This is a genomic window from Cupriavidus sp. UME77 (assembly GCF_014170355.1).
GTDB lineage: Bacteria > Pseudomonadota > Gammaproteobacteria > Burkholderiales > Burkholderiaceae > Cupriavidus > Cupriavidus basilensis.
Genome location: NZ_LZZU01000013.1, coordinates 18,163 through 41,396, shown reverse-complemented (window position 1 = coordinate 41,396; position 23,234 = coordinate 18,163). Strand labels below are relative to the sequence as shown.

At 63.3% G+C, this 23,234-nt stretch carries 19 protein-coding genes; 14 read left to right on the top strand and 5 right to left on the bottom strand.

Features of this window, described 5'->3' with window-relative positions:
- Positions 1-4: 4 nt before the first annotated feature.
- The 14 genes from A9975_RS05830 to A9975_RS05765 all read left to right on the top strand — a co-directional run bounded on the left by A9975_RS05830 (position 5) and on the right by A9975_RS05765 (position 15,685).
- On the top strand, positions 5-1,294 hold the full coding sequence (locus tag A9975_RS05830; RefSeq protein ID WP_183031800.1) for a M23 family peptidase: 1,290 nt from the start codon (positions 5-7) through the stop codon (positions 1,292-1,294).
- Entirely contained in the window at positions 1,287-2,345 is a 1,059-nt protein-coding gene (locus A9975_RS05825) for a glycoside hydrolase family 19 protein (RefSeq protein WP_370563973.1), read from the top strand. Before A9975_RS05830 ends, A9975_RS05825 begins: the two co-directional genes overlap by 8 nt.
- Positions 2,342-3,037 (top strand): hypothetical protein, encoded by a 696-nt coding sequence (locus tag A9975_RS05820; RefSeq protein ID WP_183031799.1) that lies wholly within the window; start codon positions 2,342-2,344, stop codon positions 3,035-3,037. The genes A9975_RS05825 and A9975_RS05820 overlap by 4 nt, the downstream gene beginning before the upstream one ends.
- A 406-nt stretch (positions 3,038-3,443) precedes the next feature.
- Positions 3,444-4,016, top strand: coding sequence for a hypothetical protein (locus A9975_RS05815; RefSeq protein WP_183031798.1), 573 nt, complete (start codon positions 3,444-3,446; stop codon positions 4,014-4,016).
- 519 nt (positions 4,017-4,535) lie between these two features.
- Entirely contained in the window at positions 4,536-4,910 is a 375-nt protein-coding gene (locus tag A9975_RS05810) for a hypothetical protein (RefSeq protein WP_183031797.1), read from the top strand.
- 100 nt (positions 4,911-5,010) lie between these two features.
- Positions 5,011-5,844, top strand: coding sequence for a hypothetical protein (locus tag A9975_RS05805; protein WP_183031796.1), 834 nt, complete (start codon positions 5,011-5,013; stop codon positions 5,842-5,844).
- A 5-nt stretch (positions 5,845-5,849) separates the two neighbouring features.
- Positions 5,850-6,110, top strand: coding sequence for a PAAR domain-containing protein (locus A9975_RS05800; protein WP_183031795.1), 261 nt, complete (start codon positions 5,850-5,852; stop codon positions 6,108-6,110).
- A gap of 2 nt (positions 6,111-6,112) precedes the next feature.
- The gene (locus tag A9975_RS05795; RefSeq protein WP_183031794.1) at positions 6,113-7,489 is read left to right on the top strand and encodes a hypothetical protein; all 1,377 of its coding nucleotides are present in this window, start codon (positions 6,113-6,115) and stop codon (positions 7,487-7,489) included.
- A gap of 70 nt (positions 7,490-7,559) precedes the next feature.
- On the top strand, positions 7,560-11,084 hold the full coding sequence (locus A9975_RS05790) for an ImcF-related family protein (RefSeq protein ID WP_370563969.1): 3,525 nt from the start codon (positions 7,560-7,562) through the stop codon (positions 11,082-11,084).
- Positions 11,081-12,907 (top strand): type VI secretion system baseplate subunit TssF, encoded by a 1,827-nt coding sequence (gene tssF, locus A9975_RS05785; RefSeq protein WP_183031792.1) that lies wholly within the window; start codon positions 11,081-11,083, stop codon positions 12,905-12,907. The genes A9975_RS05790 and tssF overlap by 4 nt, the downstream gene beginning before the upstream one ends.
- Positions 12,907-13,467, top strand: a complete 561-nt coding sequence (gene tssJ / locus A9975_RS05780) for a type VI secretion system lipoprotein TssJ (protein ID WP_255503079.1) — start codon at positions 12,907-12,909, stop codon at positions 13,465-13,467. The genes tssF and tssJ overlap by 1 nt, the downstream gene beginning before the upstream one ends.
- A gap of 169 nt (positions 13,468-13,636) precedes the next feature.
- Entirely contained in the window at positions 13,637-14,257 is a 621-nt protein-coding gene (locus A9975_RS05775) for a flavin reductase family protein (RefSeq protein WP_150991443.1), read from the top strand.
- A 189-nt stretch (positions 14,258-14,446) separates the two neighbouring features.
- A complete protein-coding gene (locus A9975_RS05770; protein ID WP_183031791.1) occupies positions 14,447-14,926 on the top strand; it encodes a nuclear transport factor 2 family protein in 480 nt (159 codons plus the stop codon).
- 198 nt (positions 14,927-15,124) lie between these two features.
- Positions 15,125-15,685: a TetR/AcrR family transcriptional regulator gene (locus A9975_RS05765; RefSeq protein WP_183031790.1), complete on the top strand. Its 561-nt coding sequence runs from the start codon at positions 15,125-15,127 to the stop codon at positions 15,683-15,685.
- A gap of 34 nt (positions 15,686-15,719) precedes the next feature.
- On the opposite strand, the gene A9975_RS05760 is transcribed toward A9975_RS05765, so the two are convergent.
- The 5 genes from A9975_RS05760 to A9975_RS05740 form a co-directional block, all read right to left on the bottom strand.
- Positions 15,720-16,289, bottom strand: coding sequence for a hypothetical protein (locus tag A9975_RS05760; protein ID WP_183031874.1), 570 nt, complete (start codon positions 16,287-16,289; stop codon positions 15,720-15,722).
- A gap of 206 nt (positions 16,290-16,495) precedes the next feature.
- Positions 16,496-16,819, bottom strand: a complete 324-nt coding sequence (locus tag A9975_RS05755) for a DUF4148 domain-containing protein (protein ID WP_183031789.1) — start codon at positions 16,817-16,819, stop codon at positions 16,496-16,498.
- 185 nt (positions 16,820-17,004) lie between these two features.
- A complete protein-coding gene (locus A9975_RS05750; RefSeq protein ID WP_183031788.1) occupies positions 17,005-18,492 on the bottom strand; it encodes an efflux transporter outer membrane subunit in 1,488 nt (495 codons plus the stop codon).
- Between the two features lie 7 nt (positions 18,493-18,499).
- Entirely contained in the window at positions 18,500-19,741 is a 1,242-nt protein-coding gene (locus A9975_RS05745; protein WP_255503078.1) for an efflux RND transporter periplasmic adaptor subunit, read from the bottom strand.
- Between the two features lie 17 nt (positions 19,742-19,758).
- Positions 19,759-23,016 carry an efflux RND transporter permease subunit gene (locus tag A9975_RS05740; protein ID WP_183031786.1) on the bottom strand — a complete coding sequence of 1,086 codons (3,258 nt, stop codon included), beginning with the start codon at positions 23,014-23,016 and terminating at the stop codon, positions 19,759-19,761.
- Positions 23,017-23,234: the final 218 nt, after the last annotated feature.

Genomic DNA, 23,234 nt, shown 5'->3' with positions numbered 1-23,234 from the left:
GACGATGATTATCAGCCCTCCCTTTCTTCCCGTTGCCGGCACCGCGTCAAACAACCCCGAACTAACCGACCCGATGATGAGCGTGGTGGATACCTTCGAGCTCGCTCACGGTATCTATCCGATCGCCTTCGACCGCCGCTGGCACACCGGCGTGCATCTATATCCCGATACCGGGAACGAAAAAGTACGGGCGATTGCCGATGGCGAAGTCGTGGCATATCGGGTGTGCCAGCACGCAACCGATGGCGGCAAGGGCGCGCTCGATAGCAACGCGGGCTTCGTCCTGCTCAAGCATACGACGGAGACGGGTGACGGCCGCACGCTGACGTTTTACTCCCTATACATGCATTTGCTGGAATTGAGCGGATACAACGATGTTGGCGTAAACGCGAGCGTGTTGCCGGAGTTTCTGCGCATGCCATCGCCCGGCGGGAGCCAGACTCCGCCCGTGGCGCCGCCGGCGCAAGCGGGCGGTGGCAAAAAGGTATACCGGAAAGACGTGCTCGGGTTGCCGGGACGTTGTCACGAGCAGCGGCATATCCACTTCGAGATCTTTATGCTGCCCGATGACTTCAATCGTTACTTCGCCGCGACGCAACTGGGGAGCAGGCAACCCCATACGCCCACGGGGCCGGACTACTGGGGGCATAGCCACTACATTGTTCCGGCGCACCAACCGTTCTGGACGCAGCCGCCGGGAACGGTCAACGGAAAATTGCAGGGCGTTGCTTTCGCCGCGTTGCAAGGCGGTCAAAACGAGCAACCTTTGCACATCGAATCGTATTTTCACCGGGGTAACAAGTACACGAGCGTGTGGAGTGTCGCCGAAGACGGTTCGCGAACCCAGCTCCTGAAGGACAAGAAAGAGTCTGAGTACGAATACAACCTGTACGACCGGGCAACGAAACTCTATGTGGCGTGCCCGAGCGATGGGTATGAATTGCTGCGCTTTGGCCGGATCCTGTCAGCTTCGCCCACGCTCCCGGCCGGCACGGCAAGAACAACGTGGATACGGGCAGCGTTCGCTGTGGGCAAAGAAGGCTATATCGATCTCAACAACGACGCGATCGTGAAGCTGTCGGATGCGGATTTTCCATTCCTCGCGAACTGGCAGAAGATCGACGAAGGCAGTAGCCCGTTTGCAAGTGACGGGCTGTGCGACATTGATCGATTGCAAGCCATTCTAGGCGCGGCAAAGGAGAGTCAGACGCAGCAGGAGCAAGGCGAGCGCGAGGCGTATCAAAAAGGAAGAAGCGCTCGCCCGGTACGTCAGGAACACGGAAGGCGTGCGTGATCTGCTCAAGGGGTTTGTGTGTCAGGCGCCGAGCGAGTGGGACGGAACAAATAATGAAGCGCGATACGGAAAGCTGCTCAGCCAGCAGGGTGAATTTTATTACGGTAATAGCGCTGGGTACGCGAAATATGTGGCCCTGTTGAAGCAGTTCCAGTTTTGGGATGCGGTAAATCTGCAATCCGGTACGAAACTTTGGTTTTTTCACCCGCTCCAGTTCATCCGGTATTTTAGGCGGTGCGCGTGGTTAAGTTTGCGGGAGCAGATTCAGTTGTTGCCTCGAAGATCGTTGCTGACCGCCGGTGGTCAAATACCGTGGGCTCGAAGCAAAGCGAGGTTTTTCGAAGGGGCAGATAGTGAAGGGGGGACCGCGCCGCGGGGCCTTGGCTTGGCACTCAATCACATGTTCCGAAAATATGGGTTCGATAGTAGCTTGCGCAAGGCTCATTTTCTCGGGCAAGCTTTCAAGGAAACAGCGGCTTTGAAATATACCGTCGAGAATGGTAATGCCACTTATTTCACAAAAATGTATGAGTGCTACACGGTGGCAGACGCGGCTTATGACTTTGACCATAAATATAATTGGCTAGTCACTCTCGATTTTCTGAAGGGTCGCGATCGTCAAACGTATATCGCCCAGCGCCCAGGCGAGATTCAAAATAAGGCTGCATCCCGTGGAAACGTGCAACCTGGTGATGGCCCCCGATTCTGTGGGCGCGGCCTAATTCACCTTACTTGGCGTAAAGGTTACCGGGATTATGGGGTTTTTCGTGCAAAGGATTTTACGACGGATCCTAACCCGCTTCTTCTTCAATCCGATGCGGACGTGGCAGCGGATTCAGGGGGGTATTTTTGGGCCATGACTATTATTAACCGGAAAGCGGACAAGGGTTCAAGCGACAATGATGTCCGCAACTGCCTCAATTTGGTCGGTGGTGCAGGCGGTTTGGCAGAACGTCAGCAGTTTTTCGGCTATGCCTATTTTATTCTTGGTGATGGAGTAAGTATGCCAACGGCAGGGGGGCTGTTGCGCCAAACGGAGGATGATCAATGATTCGGCGCATCATCGCAGCGACCGGGCTGCTCCTATACTCGATGGTCTATGCGCAATCCGCCGCCGATGCGGCTCGTCTCGGCAGCATCGGAACCAATCGCAGTTCCCCTAGAGTGGAGGAGCAATGTGGCATGTCATTGCATACCCCAGTTTTGAAAAGCGTCTCTGATCAAACGATTGGGTTCGGCTGCGTCGGTTCATATAAAAAAGGTGACTACGCCGTCATGGAAATGGATTTTCAATACGATCCGAACTTCAACCCTCGTGGGGGCGATAGCGTTGCCTTCATCGTCGAAGAGATCGGAATCGAAAGAAAGCTGACTGCTAAAGGCCACAGCGTATTCCGATTGAAACCCGGAGATAGCCTGCCGACGCTGGTGATGAGTTCAGCCTACCAAACATCAAACTGCAGTGACCCGGTAATAAAAACCGAGGTGAGGCCGATCCAGGGCAGTAACTGGCATGGCTGGATCGCGGAGGAAACCTTCGCCAAAGCACGTGGACGTTGCAAGCCAGAGAAGGAGTACACATCAGGCTATCGCTGCGTTCATGTCATGGTTGGCAACGACAAGATGACGGCCCAATTAGATGCCGTGTGTCTGCTACGCAAGCGCGAACTTAGCCTGGAAACTGGATTCAGTTACGACCTGTTTATGGAGATGCTTGGGACGCTCCGTTTCATGGAGGAGTAACTTTAAAGTCGGGCGAATGATTGCCAGTGATTTCGCTGGATGACAGTTAGGTTTATCTGCGTTTTGTATCTGAGGATCTAATGAATATGCCAACGTTGTTGATGTTGAATGTGGAAAATTGAATAGAATTGATCGTACGTCGTGCGAGATGTTATTCAGATTTCAGTGATTTTTATGAGATCCTATATTCGCATCGATGATGACTTATTGGGCAGAAAGAGTATCGTTTGATGAAGATATTGACTCGACAGCGTTAGCCAGTGCGATCAGAAATGTCACGCTTTGTGTGAATGCGCAGACAGTTGGCTTTGACGAACGACTAAGGCTCACAAGACACGCGTATTCGTATCTTTCCGATATAGTCGATGGATTTTCAGTTGACTTCAAGCTGATAATGGATTGATTGATGAAATTATTCTATTTGGCCGTGCTTGCGCTGATGTGTGCGGTTTCATCCTCCACCGCATTTTCGGAATCGAGGTGTAATTTTGAGTTGCCTGAGAGCAGGGAATTTAAATTTAAGATGATTTCTGATTGCTATTATGAAATAGAAAACCACACTAATTATGGTGGGGATAATTATCTCTCCCTTGATGATAGGCATGGCATTGATTCCGTGATATCAGATGCTGACAGATTATACTTGGATGATGGGAGGTACTATTTTTCATACGAAGAAATCGATGGCCAGAATTTTACTCGACACCAGATAGAAAATTATCCGGCTCGGCACGTATTTGTCAGTGGAATGGAGAGGTATATAGGTGAGTGGGTCGGATTTATGCAGATGCTGCCTAAATACAAGAGGAATGACGGCTATTCACTGACCGCAAAATGCGTATCAATTGCGCTGGGCGATAAAAAAAATGTCCTGACAACAAAATTTTGCGCTCCAAATACATCTTCGGGGAATAATTTTATTAAAAAATATGAGGCTCTAATTTTGAAAGCTAGGCTTGCCAAACAAGTAGGTCAGTAGAGAGTGATGACGTACAACCCATTGTGTTATGCACATCTTTTGCCCAATTTCCGAGCACCATCCTTAGGAGGCGCATTGACAGAAGGGCTTCCGGGCTGCGGTGGCCGCACAGAGTGGTGCCCGGGCGGCGTCGCTAGCCGCGCGCGCGGTCCTTGGTTCTGGTTTGGCGCGGCGGGCTCGCCCAACGGCTTGCTCCTTCTCGCACTTGGCATTGCACGTGCCGGATACGAGCAATCACAGCTACCGCTGTGTTTACGTCATGGTTGGCAACGAAAAAATGACGGCCCAATTAGGAGGTGTGTGTCTGCTACGCAAGCGCGAGCTTAGCCTGGAAAGTGGCTTCAGTTACGACCTGTTTATGGAAATGCTTGGGACGCTCCGTTTTATGGAGGAGTAACAGTGAAAGGCGGGCATATACGGAGTTTATGCTGACGATGTTTGGAAATACCTATGGGAAGGCAATTTTTACTCCTGGTCGCCCCAGCATTCGGCTCAGCATGACAACACGAATTGATGACCATGCGCATGATCGATAGATTGCTCCTCGTTCCGTTGGTTTTGGCCTCCTGTTGCGTTTTTGCGGAAGATTCGACAATCGCATTCGCGCCGACTCCCGCTACGAGGGCCGTCTTGAGAGTCGACGGTCATTCAGTAACCTTCGATATTGTGGACCTTGAGAAAGGGGTTCATCGTGGAATAATTGACCTCGAAACGGAAAACCCCATTCATATCGCCATTGATGATTATAGCTTCGATGGTCGGAATGGGTTTTCCATTTGGTCTGTCGATGAGGGATGGGTGTTTATACAACTCATAGGGTTTTTCTTTATTCAATTGGTCAATCTACGTTTGTGGAAGCGTACCCGGCGTGTGGGGGTCAGTTTATCAACCTGAAGGTTGATAAAAAGAGGAGTCGGATTATTAGTATGTACTATGAAGAAAATATCCCAAGACTGTGTATGATGCGTCTGCCGGAAGTCGGAAACCAAATGCCATGATGGGGTTTTCATCAAGGCAGATAAATGATCTGAGGCGGGCAATGCGAAACCGTATTCGAAGGGGCGAAAAACGGGGAAGTGGCGATGAGAAGTCGATAGCCGACTCAGGCGTGTTTGGGCGACGGGGCTCGCGTGGCAGGGCGACGATCGCCATGGGCAACGTGTCGCTGCCGGGTAAGGATGGCAAGCTGATTGCGATACGTTTTCGACGCGTCGCTATTTTGTTTTTGATGTGGATGCGTGGGCTTTCTTGTGCTGAATCGACCACAGATAGGGGTTTCAGTATCGAGATAAATTCTGAGCCGGAGATTGTTATAAAAGGGTTCGGATATCGGAATCGTTGCTTGGTCGAAAAAAAGCCGCTTGGTATAAGGCTGAGTTCTGACCGGGAATTGGTGATTGTGTCGGGGACTTCATATATTCCAGTGGATAAATTGATGCGATGTGAGCCTGAGGTGGTCGTTCACGCAAAGAAGGCGGCTCCCCATGTCGGATTTTTATCAGACGTAAATCTGCGGGCTGGTATTTATGCATCTCTTGTTCCCGTTTCCTTGAATCCGATGAGTTTCCTGGCGGTTGTTGCGAAAATCGGTAGCGATAAAAATATCGTTAGTTTGCCTGGGTTTTATATGGCGGGCATGCGTTCGTCAAGAATGCGGAGAGAGGCATCTCCAAATGTTTTGCCAGTGATTTCGCTCGACGGACGTTACGTTTCTCTGAGTTTGCATAGTTGTGGATCTAATGAATACGTCGACGTTGTTGAAATTAGATCGCGTAAATGGACTCGGATTGAACGCGCATCGTGCGAGAAGCTATTCAACTTTCAGTGATTCCTATGAAATCCCCTATTCGTGTCGGTGATGCGTTGGAAAACGGCGGTTCCGTAACGACCGCCTCATCGGAAATGATGTTCATGGGCCGGCTTCTGGCGTGCCTCGGTGACGAGGCACTCTGTGCGCGGCATGGGAGGACGACGATTGCCGAGGGCAACGTCTCGTTTCCCGGCAAGGGCGGCAGGCCGATGGCGATGCACCATCACCGCTGCGCGTGCGGCTGCCGGCTGCTTTCGTCGCTGCAGAACGTGAATATCGCCTGACGATGGCGGTCGATCTGGCAGCGGTGGGCTTGCCGAGCGCCTACCCCGCGAACAAGCCGCGCCTTGTGCCGTGGCTTATCGGCTGGGTGCTGTGCTGCGGGATTGGTGGCGCGGCAGCGCTGTTGCTGTGGCCGGCGGGCACGCCCGCGCGCGGCCCGTGGTTCTGGTTCAGCGTGGTGGGCCTGCCCAATGGCTTGTTTCTTTTCGCGCTTGGCATTGCGCGTGCTGGATACGAAGCGATCTGGTTCCGGGCGCATTACCGGAACATGCACCGGCGTCAATGGCTGAGTCACCGCGTGCGCTATGCGCAGCAGCCATTGCAGGTACTCGGTATTGGGTATTGCCTGCCGCTCAAGAGCGAGCCGCTTTCGGCGGCCCTGGCCGGGACGATGACCTTGATGGAGGCGCAGTCGCCCCGCACTGGTTCCGGAACGATCGTGCATAGCCGGTTTGCAGATGACGATCCGCTGTTTGCGGAGCCGAACGAAGAGGAGCCGGTGCCGTTGACGGATGAAGACATGGCGGACGTTGCCGGACGGCGGCTGAGCGTTGCGCCCGCGCCCACGCGTGAGCAAATTCCGCCCGTCGTGCGGATGCTTGCCCAGACTCTCGACACGCTCGGCCCAAGCCTGCATGCGTTGTCGCAGTATGGCGCGACTTATGCGCCCGCCGTGCGGGTGCTCGCGTCCGCCGAGTGCGCCGATATTCGTGTGCAACAGGTCCGCCACGCCCTGCGGATTGCCGGATTGCCTGCGCTTGAATGCATAGCGGTGCCGGCCGGCAATGGCCTGCTCGTAGCCGACGCGTGGCTCGACGCTGGCGAGAAGCGGCCGCTGCTGGTGATTGCCGCGCAGTGGCACGATGCGCCGCCCGCTGGCAGTACCGAAGGCGGCGTCGCCGTACTGCTCGGTCCTGGTGTGTTTCTGCTACCTGAGCCGGTCAAGGTCATGGCAACCCTGCACCGGCCCGTTGCAGGCGAGCTGGATGCGCTCGCTGATGTGCTGGCGAACGCCGTGATGTGGGGCAACGCCGAAGCCCCGGCCGTCCATCCCGCCTGGATCAGCGGGCTGGACGCCGCGAACGATACGGCTCTGCTGTCTGCACTCGGCAGCGCTTCGCTGAGTGGCGTCACCAAGCTGGAAACGCAGCGACGGCCCGATAGCCTCATCGGTCACGCGGGCGCGGCAGGCGGCTGGCTGTCGATTGCCGCCGCCGTTGAGTCGGGGACTGCCGGCCCGCACCTGATCCTTCACACGCCCGAGCACACGCAAACCGCGCAGGCCGCCATCCTTTACGTGAGTCCCAGAACTGACCCAACGGACCCCACAACGGACCCCACAACGGACCCCACTTCGCCGTATGACGAATCCAACGAATAACCTCAAGGCACTGGCACCGCGCGACGACTCCTCTGGTGCTTCCGGCTCGCTCGCCACCTGGGGGCTGGTGGTGGCCGCCGTCGCGTTGGCCGCACTTGCGCTCGGTCTGGTCTGGCTCAAGGGCGATCAGTTCAATGTGCCGACGCTGGACGCCAAAAAGACGGCCTCGATCTGGATTCTCGCCGTACTGGCTGGGGTCTTGATCCTGCATCCCGTCGCACTGGGACTTGGCGCATACAGCGTGGCAGGCCGGCTTTTTCGCCGGGAGACCGGCAGCCAGCAGGAGGCCATCAAGGGCACCTCCGCGCTCAAACGTGATGCGCGCCTGCAGTACCTGTGCGAAGACCTGCGTGCCTCGCACGGCTGGTTCTGGCGCTACCGGCTGCCGTGGCTGCTGGTGAGCGGCAGCGATACGCTGGTCGACACCGTAGCCCCCGGCCTCAAGCAGGCGGGTGTGATGCATATCGCCGATGCCATTCTCGTGCACGCGGCGCCCGACGGCATGGATGCGGGGCTGTGGCGCAAACAGGTCAGGCAGTTGAGACGCAGGCGTCCGGTCGACGCCGTGGTGCAGGTGGCGCGCACGGGTGAGGCCATCCGGCCCGACGCCGAGCTTGCGCGCACGCTCTCGACCATCGCAACCGACTTCGGCTGGGCCGCGCCCGTGACGTTCCTGCATCCGGTGCCGACGACCGGCCGCCAACCCGAGACGTTCCAGGCCATCGGCGCCTTCCTGACGGGTTCATGCCACCGTCGTGCTCCGGGGCCTGCCAATGCACTGAACGACCAGCTTACGATGCTTGAACAGCACACGGGGACGATTGGCGTGCCACTGTGCTACGAGTCGACGCGCATGCCGTACCTCGCGCAGGTATCGCGGTACATTGGCGGGCAACGCGAGCGGATCGTGGCCAGTTGGGATGCGTTGATGGCCTCGAAGTGGCTTCGCGCGCCACTGCAAGGCGTGATGTTCGCGCCGGTGTTTGCCGCGAGCCAGCCGGTTGCGGTACCGGTTCTGACGCCAGCTATGGCCGCTTCGGCCGCCTCGGCTGAAGCGGCCCGGCCTGGCATCCCAAGCATGGCGCTGCGCGAACAGCCAGCCTCGCTACGGCCCACGTGGCAGGAGATTGGTCGCAGCCTGCGCCGGCATCGCGGCAGGCGCATCGGCTTTTACTGGCCGAAGGCGCTCGCCGCGCTTGTCACCGTGGCAGCGATCGGCTGGTGCGTGGCGATGACAATCTCGTTTGCCGGCAACCTGCAAGGCATCCGGCAGGCGCGGGCGAGCGCCGAGGCAGCCGACGCAACCGTCGCGGCCGCGCCTGGCAGCCCGGCAGCCCTGCGCGCGCAGCTCGCACTGCAGCAGCGCATCGAGATGCTGGAGTACCGGCAGCAACATGGCGCGCCGTGGCATCTGCGTGCGGGCCTGAACCGCAACGACACGATTCTCGATGACCTGTGGCAGTCGTATCGGACGGTCGCCGAGCGCAACCTGCAGCGCCCGGTCGTGCAGACCCTCCGGGCCACGCTCACCGATCTCGCGCAGACGCGCGCCGATGCGTTGCAGAGCCACGACGCGCAGCGGCGCGGCTATGACGCGCTCAAGGGGTACCTGATGCTGGCGGAACCGCGCCGCACCGATCCCGCGTTCCTGACCGGGCTGATTGTCTCTGCGTGGCCCGCACCGGCTATGATGCCGGCCGGCGAGTGGCTGGACACGTCGCAGCGGCTCGCCAGCTTCTACGCAGCCCACCTGAAGGCACACCCGGAATGGCGCATCAACGCGTCCGACACCGTCGTGGCCGAGGCGCGCAACACGCTCGTCAACCAGATCGGGCTCGCGAACGCCGACGACACGGTCTACCAGAACGTGCTAGAAGACGCGAGGGGCAAGTACGCCGATGGATCGCTCGCGACGCTGCTCGATGGCGCAGACGCGCGTGGGCTCTTCACCACGACGCGGACGGTGCCGGGCGTCTTCACGCGCGCGGCGTGGGACGGCATGATCGCCGAGTCGATCGACAAGGCCGCTCGCGAACGGCGCGTGCATGGCGACTGGGTGCTGGCGAACGGGGGGGCGGCACAGTCGGTGGACGCGGCCGTCGTGCAGGGGGCCGTGACGACGACGAGCGCAAGCCAGGAACAACATGCCACCGACGATCTCAAGGCGCGGCTGACTGCGCGCTATTTCGCGGAATACACGGGCGCATGGCAGGGCATGCTCAACAGCATCCAGTGGCAGCCGGCGGCGAACCTGAACGATGCGATCGACCAGCTCACCCGGCTGACGGACGCGCAGACGTCACCGCTGATCGCGCTGATGCGGTCCGTGCAGTATCAGGCACAGGCGGGCCGCCCGCCGCAGGCGCTGGCCGACACACTGGTGCGCAAGGCGCAAAGCCTGATCGGCAGCGACGATAAGGCCCAGGCCGCCGCCGTCCATCCTCTGGACAAGCCATTTGGGCCGCTGCTCGCGCTGATGGGCGACGGTGGCGGCAGTACTAGCACTGGCAGCGGCGCGGGTCACGGCGGGAATGCCGCCGGTGCCACCACGACGCTGAACGGGGTGAGCCTCGCGCGCTACCTGACGGTCGCCACCACGATGCGCCTGAAGCTCCAGCAGGTGGCGGCGAGTCCCGATGCGCAGGCGATGGCCCGCTCGCTCGCGCAGGCCGTGTTCCAGGGGAAGCTCTCGGAACTGGCACAGGCAAAGGATGACGCAGCGCTCACCGCCGCCAGCCTGGGCACGCAGTGGTCTGGCTTTGGCGACGCGCTGTTTGCGCGACCGCTCGACACGGCCTGGCAGACGATCCTGCAGCCGGCCGCCGCGAGCCTGAACGAGGCGTGGCGCGTGAGCGTCGCTGCACCGTTTGCGACCACCTTCAGTGGCCGCTATCCGTTCTTCGATACAAATGCCGATGCGTCGTTCGCCGAACTGGGGCGCTACGTGCGGTTCGACACGGGACTGGTCGCGCGCTTCATCACGACACAACTGGCCGGCGTACTCAAGCCGCAGGGCGACCTGTGGGTGCCCAATGAACTGGCGCCGCAGGCGTTGCAGTTCGATCCCGCGTTCCTCGCCGCGATCCGGCAGCTCTCCACGCTGGGTGCCCAGATGTACGTGCAGGGCGATGCGGGATACCGCTTCGAGATCATGGCATTGCCGACACCGAACGTCACGCGTTCGGCGCTGTCCGTTGACGGCAAGCAGATCGTCTACTTCAATCAGCGCGAAGCGTATACGCCGCTCGCGTGGCCCGGCAATGGCCTGAACGGCCACGCGGGCTTGACGTGGCAGTCGATCAATGCCGGCACGCGCCAGGCGTTCGAGTCGACCGGCGACTGGGCCTTCCTGCGCCTGCTGGCGAAGGCCGAGGTCCAGCCGCTCGACAGCACGCGCTATGCACTCACGTGGAAGGCGTTGGACAAAGATGCGGACGGCGAGCCGCTGCGCTACGTGCTGCGCACGCAGGTTGGCGCGGGTCCGCTGGATCTGCTCAAGCTGCGCGGCTTCAGGATGCCAGAGCGCGTCTTTATCGTCGGCAAGGCCGGGACGGCGCCGGTTCTGCCTCCTTTGCGACCGGAGATGACACCATGAGTGACGAGGACAATCCGCTGCTGAGATATTACGACGCGGAGATGCGCTATCTGGGCGAGGCGAGCAGGGAGTTCACCGCGGCGCAGCCCGATGCGGCGCGCCGGCTGGGCCTGACGCGCCTGGGTGAGCGCGAAGACAGCGTGGAACAGCTTTACCAGGGCTTTGCGTTCCTGATGGCGCGGATGCGCGCGAAGCTCGATGACGCGCTGCCGGAAATCACCGACCCGCTGATCGACAACCTGTGGCCGCACGCCGGGCGCACGATTCCGTCGCTGGCGATCCTCGAATGCGTGCCGCGCGCGGGCGGGGCACGCGTGCTCGGCACGCTCCCCGCGGGCACTCAAGTGCGCTCAAGCCCGGTCGGCCCCGAGGGCACCTTATGCGCGTACCGCACCACCCAGCCCGTGCGCCTGCTGCCGCTCGAGCTGGTGGAGGCGGCACCTGCGGTGCGCGCCGACGGCCGCAGGGTGATCCGCATCGCGTTCGAACTGCCGCATTTTGACCAGCGCCCGCTCGATGACCTGGCGCGCATCCGCTTGTACCTGCATGGCGACCGGCCGACCGCCTCGGCGTTATATGCGGCGTTGACGCGCCAGGTCGACGCGATTGCAGTGCGCATGGCGCGGATCCATGATGGGCGCCCGCAGCCACTGCCGCGCATGAGGTTCGAGGTGGCGGGCTTCGGCCCTGAGACACGGCTCTGGCCGTCTGACCACGAGCGGCGCAACCGGGAGCTGGATCGCGAGCAGACGATGCTCGAGTACTTCACGTTCCCCGAGAAATTCCATTTCGTGGACCTGTGCGGCTTCGATGCGGCGAGCGTGCCTCCGGGCGAAACACGTATCGAGTTCGAGGTCCTGCTCAACGGGCTGCTCAACGGGCTGCTCAACGGGCCGCTCGCTGGCGACGTCGCGTTTGGCACCAGCAACCTCCGGCTCTTCTGCACACCGGTGATCAACCTGTTCGAGCTCGATGCGCAGCCGCTGCAGCCCAACACGCACGATCGCGATTACCTGGTGCGCGCGCCGGACGCCGACGGCGCGCACATCGAACCCTACGATGCGCTGTCGGTTGCCGCCACCGACCTGAACAGTGCGGAGCAGCATGCCTACCGGCCCTTCAAGACATTCCAGCACCGCGGTGGCATGCTGCGGCACGAGGCGCCCGAACGTTTCTTCCATGCAACGCTGGGCTTTGGTGTGACCGGTGGCCGCCAGATGTGGATCACGCTGGGCGGCAACGTGTGGGACAAACTCGGGGACGCCCCCGGCAGCCCGCCCGATACGCACGTGAAAGTGCGCGTGCTGGCGAACAACGGCACGTTGCCGCGCACGGCGCTGCGCGAGTCGACGATCACCACGCTCGCATCGGGCGCGGGGGACGTCGGCAGCGTTCGCAATCTGACGCAGCCCACGCTGCCGCTCTATCCGCCGAGAGACAGGCAATACCCGTGGCAGGTCATGTCGCACTTCTCCGGTCACGAGTTCAACGCACTGGACACGGATGTGCTGCGCGGCGTGCTTGCCCTGTACGACTGGACCGGGCGGGACGACAACGCGAAGCGCATCGCGGCGATCCGGCGCGTCAGACTCGACCAGCGGGGCGTCCTGCGCAAAGGGGGCCTGCTGCGGGAGTTCGCCATTCACGTGGAGATTGATCCGGCGGGCTTCGCCGGACCTGGCGATGTGGTGCTGTTTGGGGACGTGCTGAGTCACTTCGTGGGGCGCTACGCCAGTCTTCACTATTCGGTGCGGCTCGTGCTGGTCGCGAACGGCAAGGAGACTGCGTATCCCGCCACCGAATTCACCGGATCGGGGTTCTGATGGCAGCGAAACACGCGACGTACGTGATGTACGTGACATTGCGCTGGGTGCAGCGATTTGCGGTCTGGCTGGGGCTGGCAGGGATGGTCATGGTGCTGGCTGGCTGCGGTGCCTGGCAGTCGGTCAAGGACACGACGGCGGCGGCGGCGAGCGCGGTTTTCGTCGCGAAGGTCAAGCAGATGAACCTCGTGATCGTGAGCCGCAGCGCACTGAATCAGGATGAGCGCGGCGTGTCGTTGCCGGTCGTGCTGCGTATCTACCAGTTGAAGGACGCCAAGGCGTTTGATACGGCCACCTATGCGCAACTGCTCGAAGGTGCCGGCGACCCGCTGAAAACGGATAGCCTCGGCCGCACGGAAGTGACGCTTGGCCCCGCCGCAACGGTCGGCCCGTCCGAGCCGATGGCTGATGATGCGCAATACGTCGGCGTCGTCGCGTTTTTCCGTGAGCAGTCGGGCGCCGAATGGCAACTGGTGATTCCGAAGGCGCGATGGAAGAAGGGCGATCCGGTAAAGCTCGCTGTCACGGACAACCGGCTCGAACTGGAGCCAACGCATTGAACGCCAAGAAGCGGATGCGAACCCTGGTATCAATCAGCGGTTCCAGTGCCGGGCATGCAGCATCGGCGGGCGCTGGTTGCCCGCCGCCCACGGACGTGCGGTAACATCTGGTCAAAGGCGGCGCCGCTGCCTCCGCTTCTCAACGCTGTTTTCCCGAGCCTCCCGCTTCGTGTCCGCCGAACCCTATTTCTACGAGCCCGCCAACGGGCATGGCCTGCCGCATGATCCCTTCAACGCCATCGTCGGGCCGCGCCCGATCGGCTGGATTTCCTCGCGCGCTGGCGATGGGATTGTCAATCTCGCGCCCTATAGCTTCTTCAACGCCTTCAACTACACGCCGCCCATCGTGGGTTTTTCCAGCATTGGCTACAAGGACAGCGTGCGCAATATCGAGCAGACCCGCGAGTTTTGCTGGAACCTGGCCACGCGGCCGCTGGCCGACGCCATGAATGCAAGCTGTGCGGCCGTGCCGCCAGAGGTCGACGAGTTCGAGCTGGCAGGGCTCACGCCGGTAGCGTCGCGCCTGGTCGCGGTGCCGCGGGTGGCGCAAAGCCCGGTCTCGTTCGAATGCAAGCTCACCCAGTTGATCCAGCTCGAGGGCGTCGACGGCCATAAGGTGCCAACCTGGCTGGTGCTGGGCGAGGTGGTTGGCGTGCACGTGGACAAGGCACTGTTGAAGGACGGCATCTATGACACTGCCGCGGCCCGGCCGATCCTGCGCGGCGGCGGGCCGGCCGACTACTTCGAAATCGGGCCCGAGGCGCTGTTCCGCATGCGGCGCCCGCGCTGAGCGCTTCCTCGGCGCTGATGGCGGATTCCAGGCCGGCTGATTGCCGGCTTTTTCACGCCTGCAGATTCGCCTTGACAGACAGACCTGTCTACTAAAATAATGTAGACAGGTCTGTATCATTTTGAGTTTTGCCGAATGTGATGCGGGCCGCCTTTTTCAATTCACTGCTGTCGCAGCCAGGAGAAGTCGATGTCGTCCAGCCCCGAAATACGTCCGCCCGTGCCCCCGTTCACCCGTGCAACCGCCATCCAGAAAGTACGCGGCGCCGAAGACGGCTGGAACAGCCGCGACCCCGAGCGTGTGGCGCTCGCCTACACCGTCGACAGCGCGTGGCGCAACCGCGCGGAGTTCGTGAACGGGCGCGAGGCCATCGTCGGCTTTCTGGCGCGAAAGTGGCAGAAGGAGCTGGACTACCGCCTGATCAAGGAACTGTGGGCTTTCGACGGCAACCGCATCGCGGTACGGTTCGCGTACGAGTGGCATGACGATTCGGGCAACTGGTATCGCTCCTACGGCAACGAGAACTGGGAGTTCAACGAAGCTGGCCTGATGCAGCGGCGCTTTGCGTGCATCAACGATGCACCGATCAAGGCGTCCGAGCGCAAATTCTTCTGGCCCCTGGGGCGCCGGCCGGACGACCATGCCAGCCTGAGCGATCTCGGCCTTTAAAGGCCATTTCAAAAAGACAAAAAGACGCTGGCGTCGTTGCGCGGCCTTGGCGGATCCACTTGTACGGTCTGCGGCCGCGCGCCTGGCCTGAATCGCTTCGCTTCATGTTGAAACAATCAGCCTCTTAGTCCGCATGGCCCAATCGGGGATAATCGCCCCACTTTCGTGCCACTTTTCGCAGCAAGGAACACTTCAGCCATGGCCACGCCTTCCGCCCGCGAGCGCATCCTGGATACCGCCGCCCGCCTGTTCTACCAGGACGGGCTGCGCGCGACCGGCATCGACAAGATCATTGCCGAGTCCGGCGTGGCCAAGATGTCCCTGTACCGGCATTTCGCCTCAAAGAACGAGTTGATCGCGGCCTTCCTCGACCGGCGCCACGAAGGCTGGATGCGCTGGTTCGAGCAGGACGTGGAAGCGCGCTTTGCCGCCAGCCCCGGCCTGGAGGTTATCGCGCTCGCGCTGGCCGACTGGTTCTCCGACGAGGATTTTCGCGGCTGCGCGTTTATCAATGCGGTGGCGGAGGCGGGCGCCTCCGGCGAGGGCACTCAGGTGGCGCAATCCGTGGCGCACAAGGCGGAACTGGCGGCCTTGATCGGTTCGCTGGCCAGGCGCCTTGGCCTGCCGGAGCCCGATGCCATTGCCGAGGAGGCGATGCTTTGCGTGGAGGGCATGATCGTGCGGTACCAGATGACGGCCGATCCGGGCGTGGTCGATGCAGGACGGCGCTTGCTGCGCCGGTTGCAGCAAGTGCGTTGAAGGCTGGGGCGTAAAGCCCGTTTCGGGGCGGCAGTTACAGCGGCGCGGGCTGTGGCTGCGCTGCCTGCGCCGGCGGCGTTGACTGTGCTGGCGCGGCCGGCTTCTTGTCGCTCGTGCCGCTGTAGGCGAAATACTTGGCCTTGGCGCCCTTGGCCCAATACGCCAGGGTGAACTGCTTGCTGTCGCGCGCGTAGAGCATCTCGAGGCTGCCGTTGGCTGCTTCCCACTCGGCGTAGCCGTTCTCGGCACCGGGGTCGGTCTTGCGCTTGGACTCGTAGCGGGCGTCGAGCTTCTTGCTGACGTCATCCAGCGCGGACCGGTCGAACGTCAGTGTGACGAGCGCCACCGCGTCGCCCGCGTCGCAGTTCACGATCGCGCGGGTCAGGCCCGGCAGATTGAAGCGGTCAAGGTGCTTGAGCTCCACCGTGTCCCCGCCGGCCCACGGCGTGGTGCCTGTCTTGACGCGATTCGGGCCGGGTGTCATCCGCGCGCACTTGGTCTTGCCAAGCTCAAGGCCGAGGGGGGCCGCATCCTTGCCGGGCGGTTGCGCGTGGGCGGCGATCGACGCGAACAGGAGGGCGGCGAGGAGGGGGCGCTTCTTCATCATGGTTTTGGCGAGATTCGAGATCTCGAAACGAACATGAGCGCGATTTTAAGGCCTGCCGCCGCGAGGATAGGTATTTCCGCGGTTTGCCCCAGTGTGTTGAGCAAGCTTTGACGCCGCCACTGTTTGTGTTTTGGATGGCGCACAGCGCGTTCCGGGCGCGCGATTGGCGGCCGGAACGCGTAGCATGCAGCGGCGTTGACGCGTCATGCGCCGTAGTAGAAGGCGCTGCGCACGGCGTCGATCCGCGGTTGCAGGCTGGCCTGAGCCTGAGGCTGCGTTGGCATGCTTGCCGCGGCCCCCTTGGCTGCGGCGGCATCTTGCGCGGCCACCTTGGCTTCGGCTGCTTGAATGTCCCGGGGATAGGTCGCGTCGTCGCCGCGGCCCGGCTGGTAGCCGGCTTGCTCCAGCCGGATCAGGTCGGCGCGGACTTCGGCACGGGTGAGTGGCGCCTGCTCGCTTTGGGCGAAGGACAGAGCTGGGGCTGCCAGGGCGCAGGACAACAAGAGTGTGCGAACGATTGCTTTCATGGTGCGTTACCTCTTTCAGTTGGAAGGGCCCGGTGTCGCTGGGGCCACCGCGCTTTCATCGAGATGATGAAAGGCTGTAACCAGTATGGGTTTTGCGCGGTGACCTCGGCCTTACCATCTCATTACAATCCCGTCATGCACCGCTGATGCTGCCAATGCCGCTATGCCGCTATGCCGCTATGCCGCTATGGCGCCACGGCAGTCCGTTGCCAGCCGCCGCCCAGTGCCTTGACCAGCATCACACTCGCGATCAACTGGCGTCGGTGCACCAGTTCGGCGGCCCGTTCGCTGGCAAGCGCGGTGCTCTCCAGCACGCTGACATCCAGGTAGGCCACCGCGCCCTTGCGGTAGCGGTCCAGCCCCAGCGCCAGGGCGCGCTCGGAGGCCTCGGTGGCGGCTTGCTGGCTGCTGGCCTCTTCCTGCAGCGCATGCAGTGCGGCAAAGTTGTCTTCCACCTCCTGGAAGCCGCGCAGCACGCTTGCGCGATAGTCGGCGGCACTGGCGTCGAACTGGGCGCGCGCGCTGTCGGCCATCGCCTGGCGGCGGCCACCGTCGAACAGCGTGGCAGCCAGTGCTGGGCCGATCGCCCAGAAGCGGCTCGGCGCGGTCAGCCAACTGGCCAGGCTGGTGCTCTCCAGGCCGCCACCGACGGCGAGCAGCAGGCTCGGGAAAAACGCGGCGCGGGCTACGCCGATCTGCGCATTGGCGGCTGCCACGCGGCGTTCGGCGGCGGCAATGTCGGGGCGGCGCTCCAGGAGTTGCGAGGGCAAGGCGGCCGGCATGGCCGGCATGGCCGGCAGGGTGGGCAGCACGGAAGTATCAGCCAACGGCGGCAGCGAGAAGCGCGCCACGGGCTCGCCGATGAGCGTGGCGATGGCATGCTCCAGCTGCGTGCGGTTCAGGCGCAGGTCGGCTAGCTGCGCCCTGGTGCTTTCGAGCTGCGCCTTGGCTTGCGCCACGTCGCCTTCGGTGGCGATGCCGCCACGGTAGCGGTTGTCGGCCAGTTGCAGGACCGTGCCGTAGGCGTCGACGGTGCGCCTGAGCAGGTCGATCTCCCGGTCGGCCGAACGCAGGCCGAAGTAGTCGGCGGCCAGCTCCGCCTGCAGGCCGAGGCGCACCGCCGCCACGTCGTCCGCACTGGCCTGGGCGCGCGCCTCGGCTGCATCCACGCCATTGCCGATGCGTCCCCACAGGTCGGGTTCCCAGGAGGCGGTGAGCCCCAGCAGGTGGTCGGGCTCGGTCTTGCCGGCCAGCGAGCGGCCAACCACATTGGCCGAGGTATGGCTGCTGCTGGTGCTCAGCCCGGCGCTGACGGTGGGAAAGTAAGCCGCATGCGCGGCCCGGGCCTGGGCCCGCGCGTCTTCCAGGAGGGCCACGGCCTTGCGCAGCGTCTGGCTGGAAACGTCGATGCGGGCTTCGAGCGCGTTGAGCGGCGCGTCGGCATACACCTGCCACCAGTCCGGCGCGATGCCCGCCGGACCGCCCGGATGCGCGGCGCTGGCGCCGGCTTCCTTGTACGCGGCGGGCGTGTCGACAGTGGGTGGCTGGTAGGCCGGCGCGGTGGCGCAGCCTGCCAGCAGCGCTGCCAGCGCCAACGAGACGAGCGACGCCGCCAGGCGGCATGGCCGGGCTGCAGGCACGCGGGTTTGATGAGAACGCTTGGGAGTCTGCATGGCGGGCCTACTTAGCCTGGCTGGCCGTGGTTGCCGGCTGCGTGGCCGGCGTGGCAGATGCATTCGCCGCATCCGCCGCATCCGTCGCCACCCGGACCCGATCGCCCGCCAGCAGGCCGTCGCCGGGGTTGACCACCACCTGCTCCCCGCCCTGCAAGCCCTCCGTGATCTCCACATGCGAGCCAAAGTCCCGGCCCAGCGTCACCAGCCGGATCGCCAGCATGCCGTTCGCGCCCACCACAGCCACGCAGGTGCCTTGCGGGCGGAACATCAACGTGTTGGCCGGCAGGGTCAGGCCTGCCCTTGCTTGCGGCGCGCTGAGGTGGACCTCGGCGTAGGCGCCCGGCAGGATCCGTCCCCCCGCATTGTCCACGTCCAGCTCCACGCGCAGGCTGCGCGTGACGTTGTCGATGGCGCCGGCATTGCGCGCCACGGCAGCGGCAAAGCGCTGGCCGGGGAACTGCGGCAGTGTCAGCCATGCCTGCATCTGCGGGCCAACCATGCCGCTTGCATCCTGTGGCACCTGCACATACACACGCAGCCGCGTGCCAGCGGAGAGATGGAACAACTCCCGGCCGGGTCCGCCGGCGCTGCCGGCATCGATCAGCGCGCCGGTATCCACGTTGCGCGCGGTCACCACGCCGTCGAAGGGCGCGCGGATCTGCGTGTACGAGGCGAGTTGCGCCAGCCGGGCCGTGTTGGAGCGGGCAGAGGCCAGCGTGGCGGCCTTGGCCTGCATGTCGGCCACCTTCTGGTCGGTGTCCTGCTGCGCCACCGAGCGGGATTTGAGCAGATCTTGCCAGCGCTCGGCGGTGCTCTTGGCCAGGGCGTAGTTGGCCGCGGCGATGGCTTCGTCGGCGTGCGCTTGCCGCAACTGGTCGCTGACCTCGGGCGCGTCGATCTCTGCCAGCAACTGGCCTTGCTTGACCGGGGTGCCGATGTCGGCGTACCAACGGCGCAGGTAGCCGTTGACGCGCGCATAGACCGGTGCGTCCTGGAAGGCGCGCACGTCGCCCGGCAAGGTCAGCTCCTGCAGCGCTGGCGCGCTGGCAGGGCGCACCGTCGAGACGGTGGTGGCCAGGGCTTCGGCGGTGCGCGCGGCCAGCGTGGCATGGGCATGCAGCCTGGGCAGGATGCCGGCGGCCAGCGCGCCGCCAAGCACTGCCAGTACCAGCAAGCTGGCTCGCAGGCGGCGCGTGCGCGCGGGTGCCTCGCGTGGGGCGGCGGTGACGTCGCCGGATGGGGACATGGGGGGAGCAGGGAGAGTCATGCCGGGCCTTTCTGGTCGAGACCGAGAGCGGGATGCAAATCAGGGACAGGGCTGGGGGCCGGCGCACGAGCGGCAAGCCACCGGTGTAGCAGCGCAAACAGGGTGGGCACCAGCACCAGCGTGGCGACGGTGCCGCAGGCTAGCCCGCCGATCACGGCGCGGCCGAGCGGGGCGTTCTGCGCGCCGGCATCGCCCGCGCCAAGCGCCATCGGGACCATGCCGATCAGCATGGCCAGCGCGGTCATCACCACCGGACGGAAGCGCCCGATGCCGGCTTGCAGCGCCGCCTCGAAGGGCGCCACGCCCGCCGCGCGCAGTTCGCGCGCCAGGCTGACCACCAGGATGCTGTTGGCGGTGGCGATGCCGATGCACATGATGGCGCCGGTCAGCGCTGGCACGCTGATGGTGGTGCGCGTGACAAACAGCATCCACGCCATGCCCGCCAGCGCGCCCGGCAGGCCGCCGATGATGGCCAGCGGGTCAAGCCAGGACTGGAAGTTCACCACCATCAGCAGATACACCAGCACCACCGCAATCGCCAGGCCGCCAAGCAGCCCGGCGAAAGAGGCATGCATGGTCTGCACCTGTCCACGCACCACCAGCTCGGAGCCGGGCGGCAGCGTCTTGCGTGCGGCATCGACGATGCGGCCGATGTCGCCCGCCACCGCGCCAAGATCGCGCCCGCGCACCGAGCCGAAGATGTCGATCACAGGCTGCACGTTGTAGTGCGACACCACGCCTTGCTGGCTGGAGCGCTCCACGTTGCCGAGCGAGCCGAGCAGGTCGCCGCCGCTGCCGGAGCCTGGCGTGGCAGCGCCAAGTCCCATCGGAATGTTGGACAGCGACTGCAGCGAGCCCATGGCGGACTGCGGCACCGACACCATCAGCGGATAGCTCACGCCGTTGCGCGGATTAAGCCAGAAGTTGGGTGAGGTCTGGCTGCTGCCGGAGAGCGAGATCAGCAGGTTCTGCGCCACCTCGCGCTGCGACAGCCCGGCCTGCAGCGCGCGGGTGCGGTCCACATTCACCGTCAGCGCGGGCTGGTCGTCCGGTTGCTGGATATGCACATCGGCCAGCCCCGGCACCGCGCGCAACTGGCCAACCAGTTTTTGGGCCACCGCGCGATTGGCTGCCAGCTGATTGCCCACCACCTGGATATCGATCGGCGCCGGCAGCCCGAAATTCAGGATCTGGCTGACAATGTCGGCCGGCAGGAAGGAGAAGCTTACGCCCGGGAATGCCTTGGGCAGCAAGGCGCCCAGTTGCTCGATATAGCCTGCCGTGGCGCCATGGCCCGGCTTCAGCGACACCAGGATCTCGGCGTCGGCGGTGCCGATCGGCAGCGCGGAGTCATAGGTCAGGTTGATGCCGCTGACAGGCAGGCCGATGTTGTCGATGATGCCGGCCACCTGGCCCGGGCCGATGGCCGCGCGGATGCGGTTCTCCACCGCATCCGCGATGCGCGCTGTTTCCTCGATGCGGGTACCCGTGCGCGCGCGCATGTGCAGGCGGATCTCGCCGCTGTCCACGCTGGGGAAGAAATCCTGCCCCAGGAAGGGCACCAGCGCCATCGAGGCGCAGCAGCTGGCCAGGAAGGCCGCGGCCAGCCGCCTGGGGTGGCGCAGTGCTGCAGCGAGGGTAGCGGCGTAGCGCGTGCGCACGTCTTCGAACCCGTGTTCAAAGCGCGCCTGCAGCCGTGCGCAGGCGCGACGCAAGCGGCCTGGGTCGCGCGCCTGCGCCGCATCGTTGTGCTGATCGTTGTGTTCGTCGTTGCGTTCGCCACGCAGCAGGTAATGCGCCAGCGTGGGAATCAGCATGCGCGAGAAGAAGTAGGACGCCGCCATGGCGAACACCACGGCCTCGGCCATCGGCACGAACAGGTAGCGCGCCACGCCGGTGAGCAGGAACATGGGCAGGAACACGATGCAGATCGACAGCGTGGATACCAGCGTGGGCACGGCGATCTGCGCCGAGCCTTCCAGGATCGCACGCTCCAGCGGTTTGCCCAGCTCGCGGTGGTGGGTGATGTTCTCGATGGCCACGGTGGCGTCGTCCACCAGCACGCCCACCGCCAGCGCCAGGCCGCCCAGCGTCATGATATTGAGCGTCTCGCCGAGCGCGCTGAGCGCCATCAGCGCGGCCAGCACCGAGAGCGGGATCGAGATCGCGATGATCAGCGTGGCGCGCCAGCTGCCCAGGAACAGCAAGATCATCGCGGCGGTCAGGCACGCGGCGATCAGCGCTTCGTGCAGCACGCCGTGGATGGCGGAGGTAACAAAGACCGACTGGTCCGACACCGGCTGCACCCGCAGCGAAGACGGCAGCCCGGCCATGATGCGCGGCAGCATGGCCTTGACCTGGGCGATGATGGACAGCGTGGAGGTGTTGCCGCTTTTCTCGATCTCCAGCAGCGCGGCGCGCTTGCCGTCGCGGCGCACCACGTTGGTCTGCGGCGCGTAGCCGTCGCGCACCTGGGCCACGTCGCGCACATAGACCGTGCCGCCGGGGCCGCTCTTGACCGGCAGGTCGTTGAGGCCGGCCACGGTGGCCGTGCTGCCGTTCAGGTCGACCCGGTATTCCAGCGCGCCGATCTTGGCGGTGCCACCGGGCAGGACCAGGTTTTGCGCATTGATGGCGTTGACCACGTCCAGTGGCGCCAGGCCGCGTGCCTGCAGCGCACGCGTATCGAGATCCACCATCACCTGGCGCACCTTGCCACCGTAAGGCAGCGGCACCGATGCGCCCTGCACCGTAGCCAGCTGCGTGCGGATGAAGTTGTTGCCCAGGTCGTAAAGCTGCTGCTCGGGCAGTTGGTCGCTGGCCAGCGCCAGCCGCAGGATCGGCACGGTGGAGGCGCTGTAGCTCAGGATCAGCGGCGGCGTGGTGCCCGGCGGCATGTTGCGCAGCATCGATTGCGCGCCCGACGAGGTCTCGGCAATCGCGCGGTTGATGTCGGCGCCGGGATGGAAGAAGATCTTGATCACCGCCACGCCGGCGAGCGATTGCGACTCGATATGCTCGATATCGTCCACGCTGTTGGTCAGCGAGCGCTCGTAGCCGGTGACGATGCGGCGCGCCATGTCCTCGGCGGACAGGCCGTTGTAGGTCCACACCACGCTGACCACCGGGATGTCGATAGCCGGAAAAATGTCGGTAGGCGTGCGCAGCAGCACCAGCGGGGCGGCAAGCAGCAAGCACAACGCCAGCACCACAAAGGTGTAGGGGCGGCTCAGCGCGAGCCTGACAATCCACATGGTGTGCACTCCGGGATGAGGGGTGGGGGGCCGCGACGGCCGCTTTGTTGCGGCGTCAGCGGTGTGCGATGGCCGCATTCTAGGAAGCCAGGGGAGCCGGTAATGCTGTCGAATCGATTACAGATTTGTCATTCAGGAGCGCCGCGCCAACGGCTATCATCCGAGCATGCAAGGCGCCCGAAGCGCGCCCTGCCGGCATAGGTCAGGCGAGGACGGAC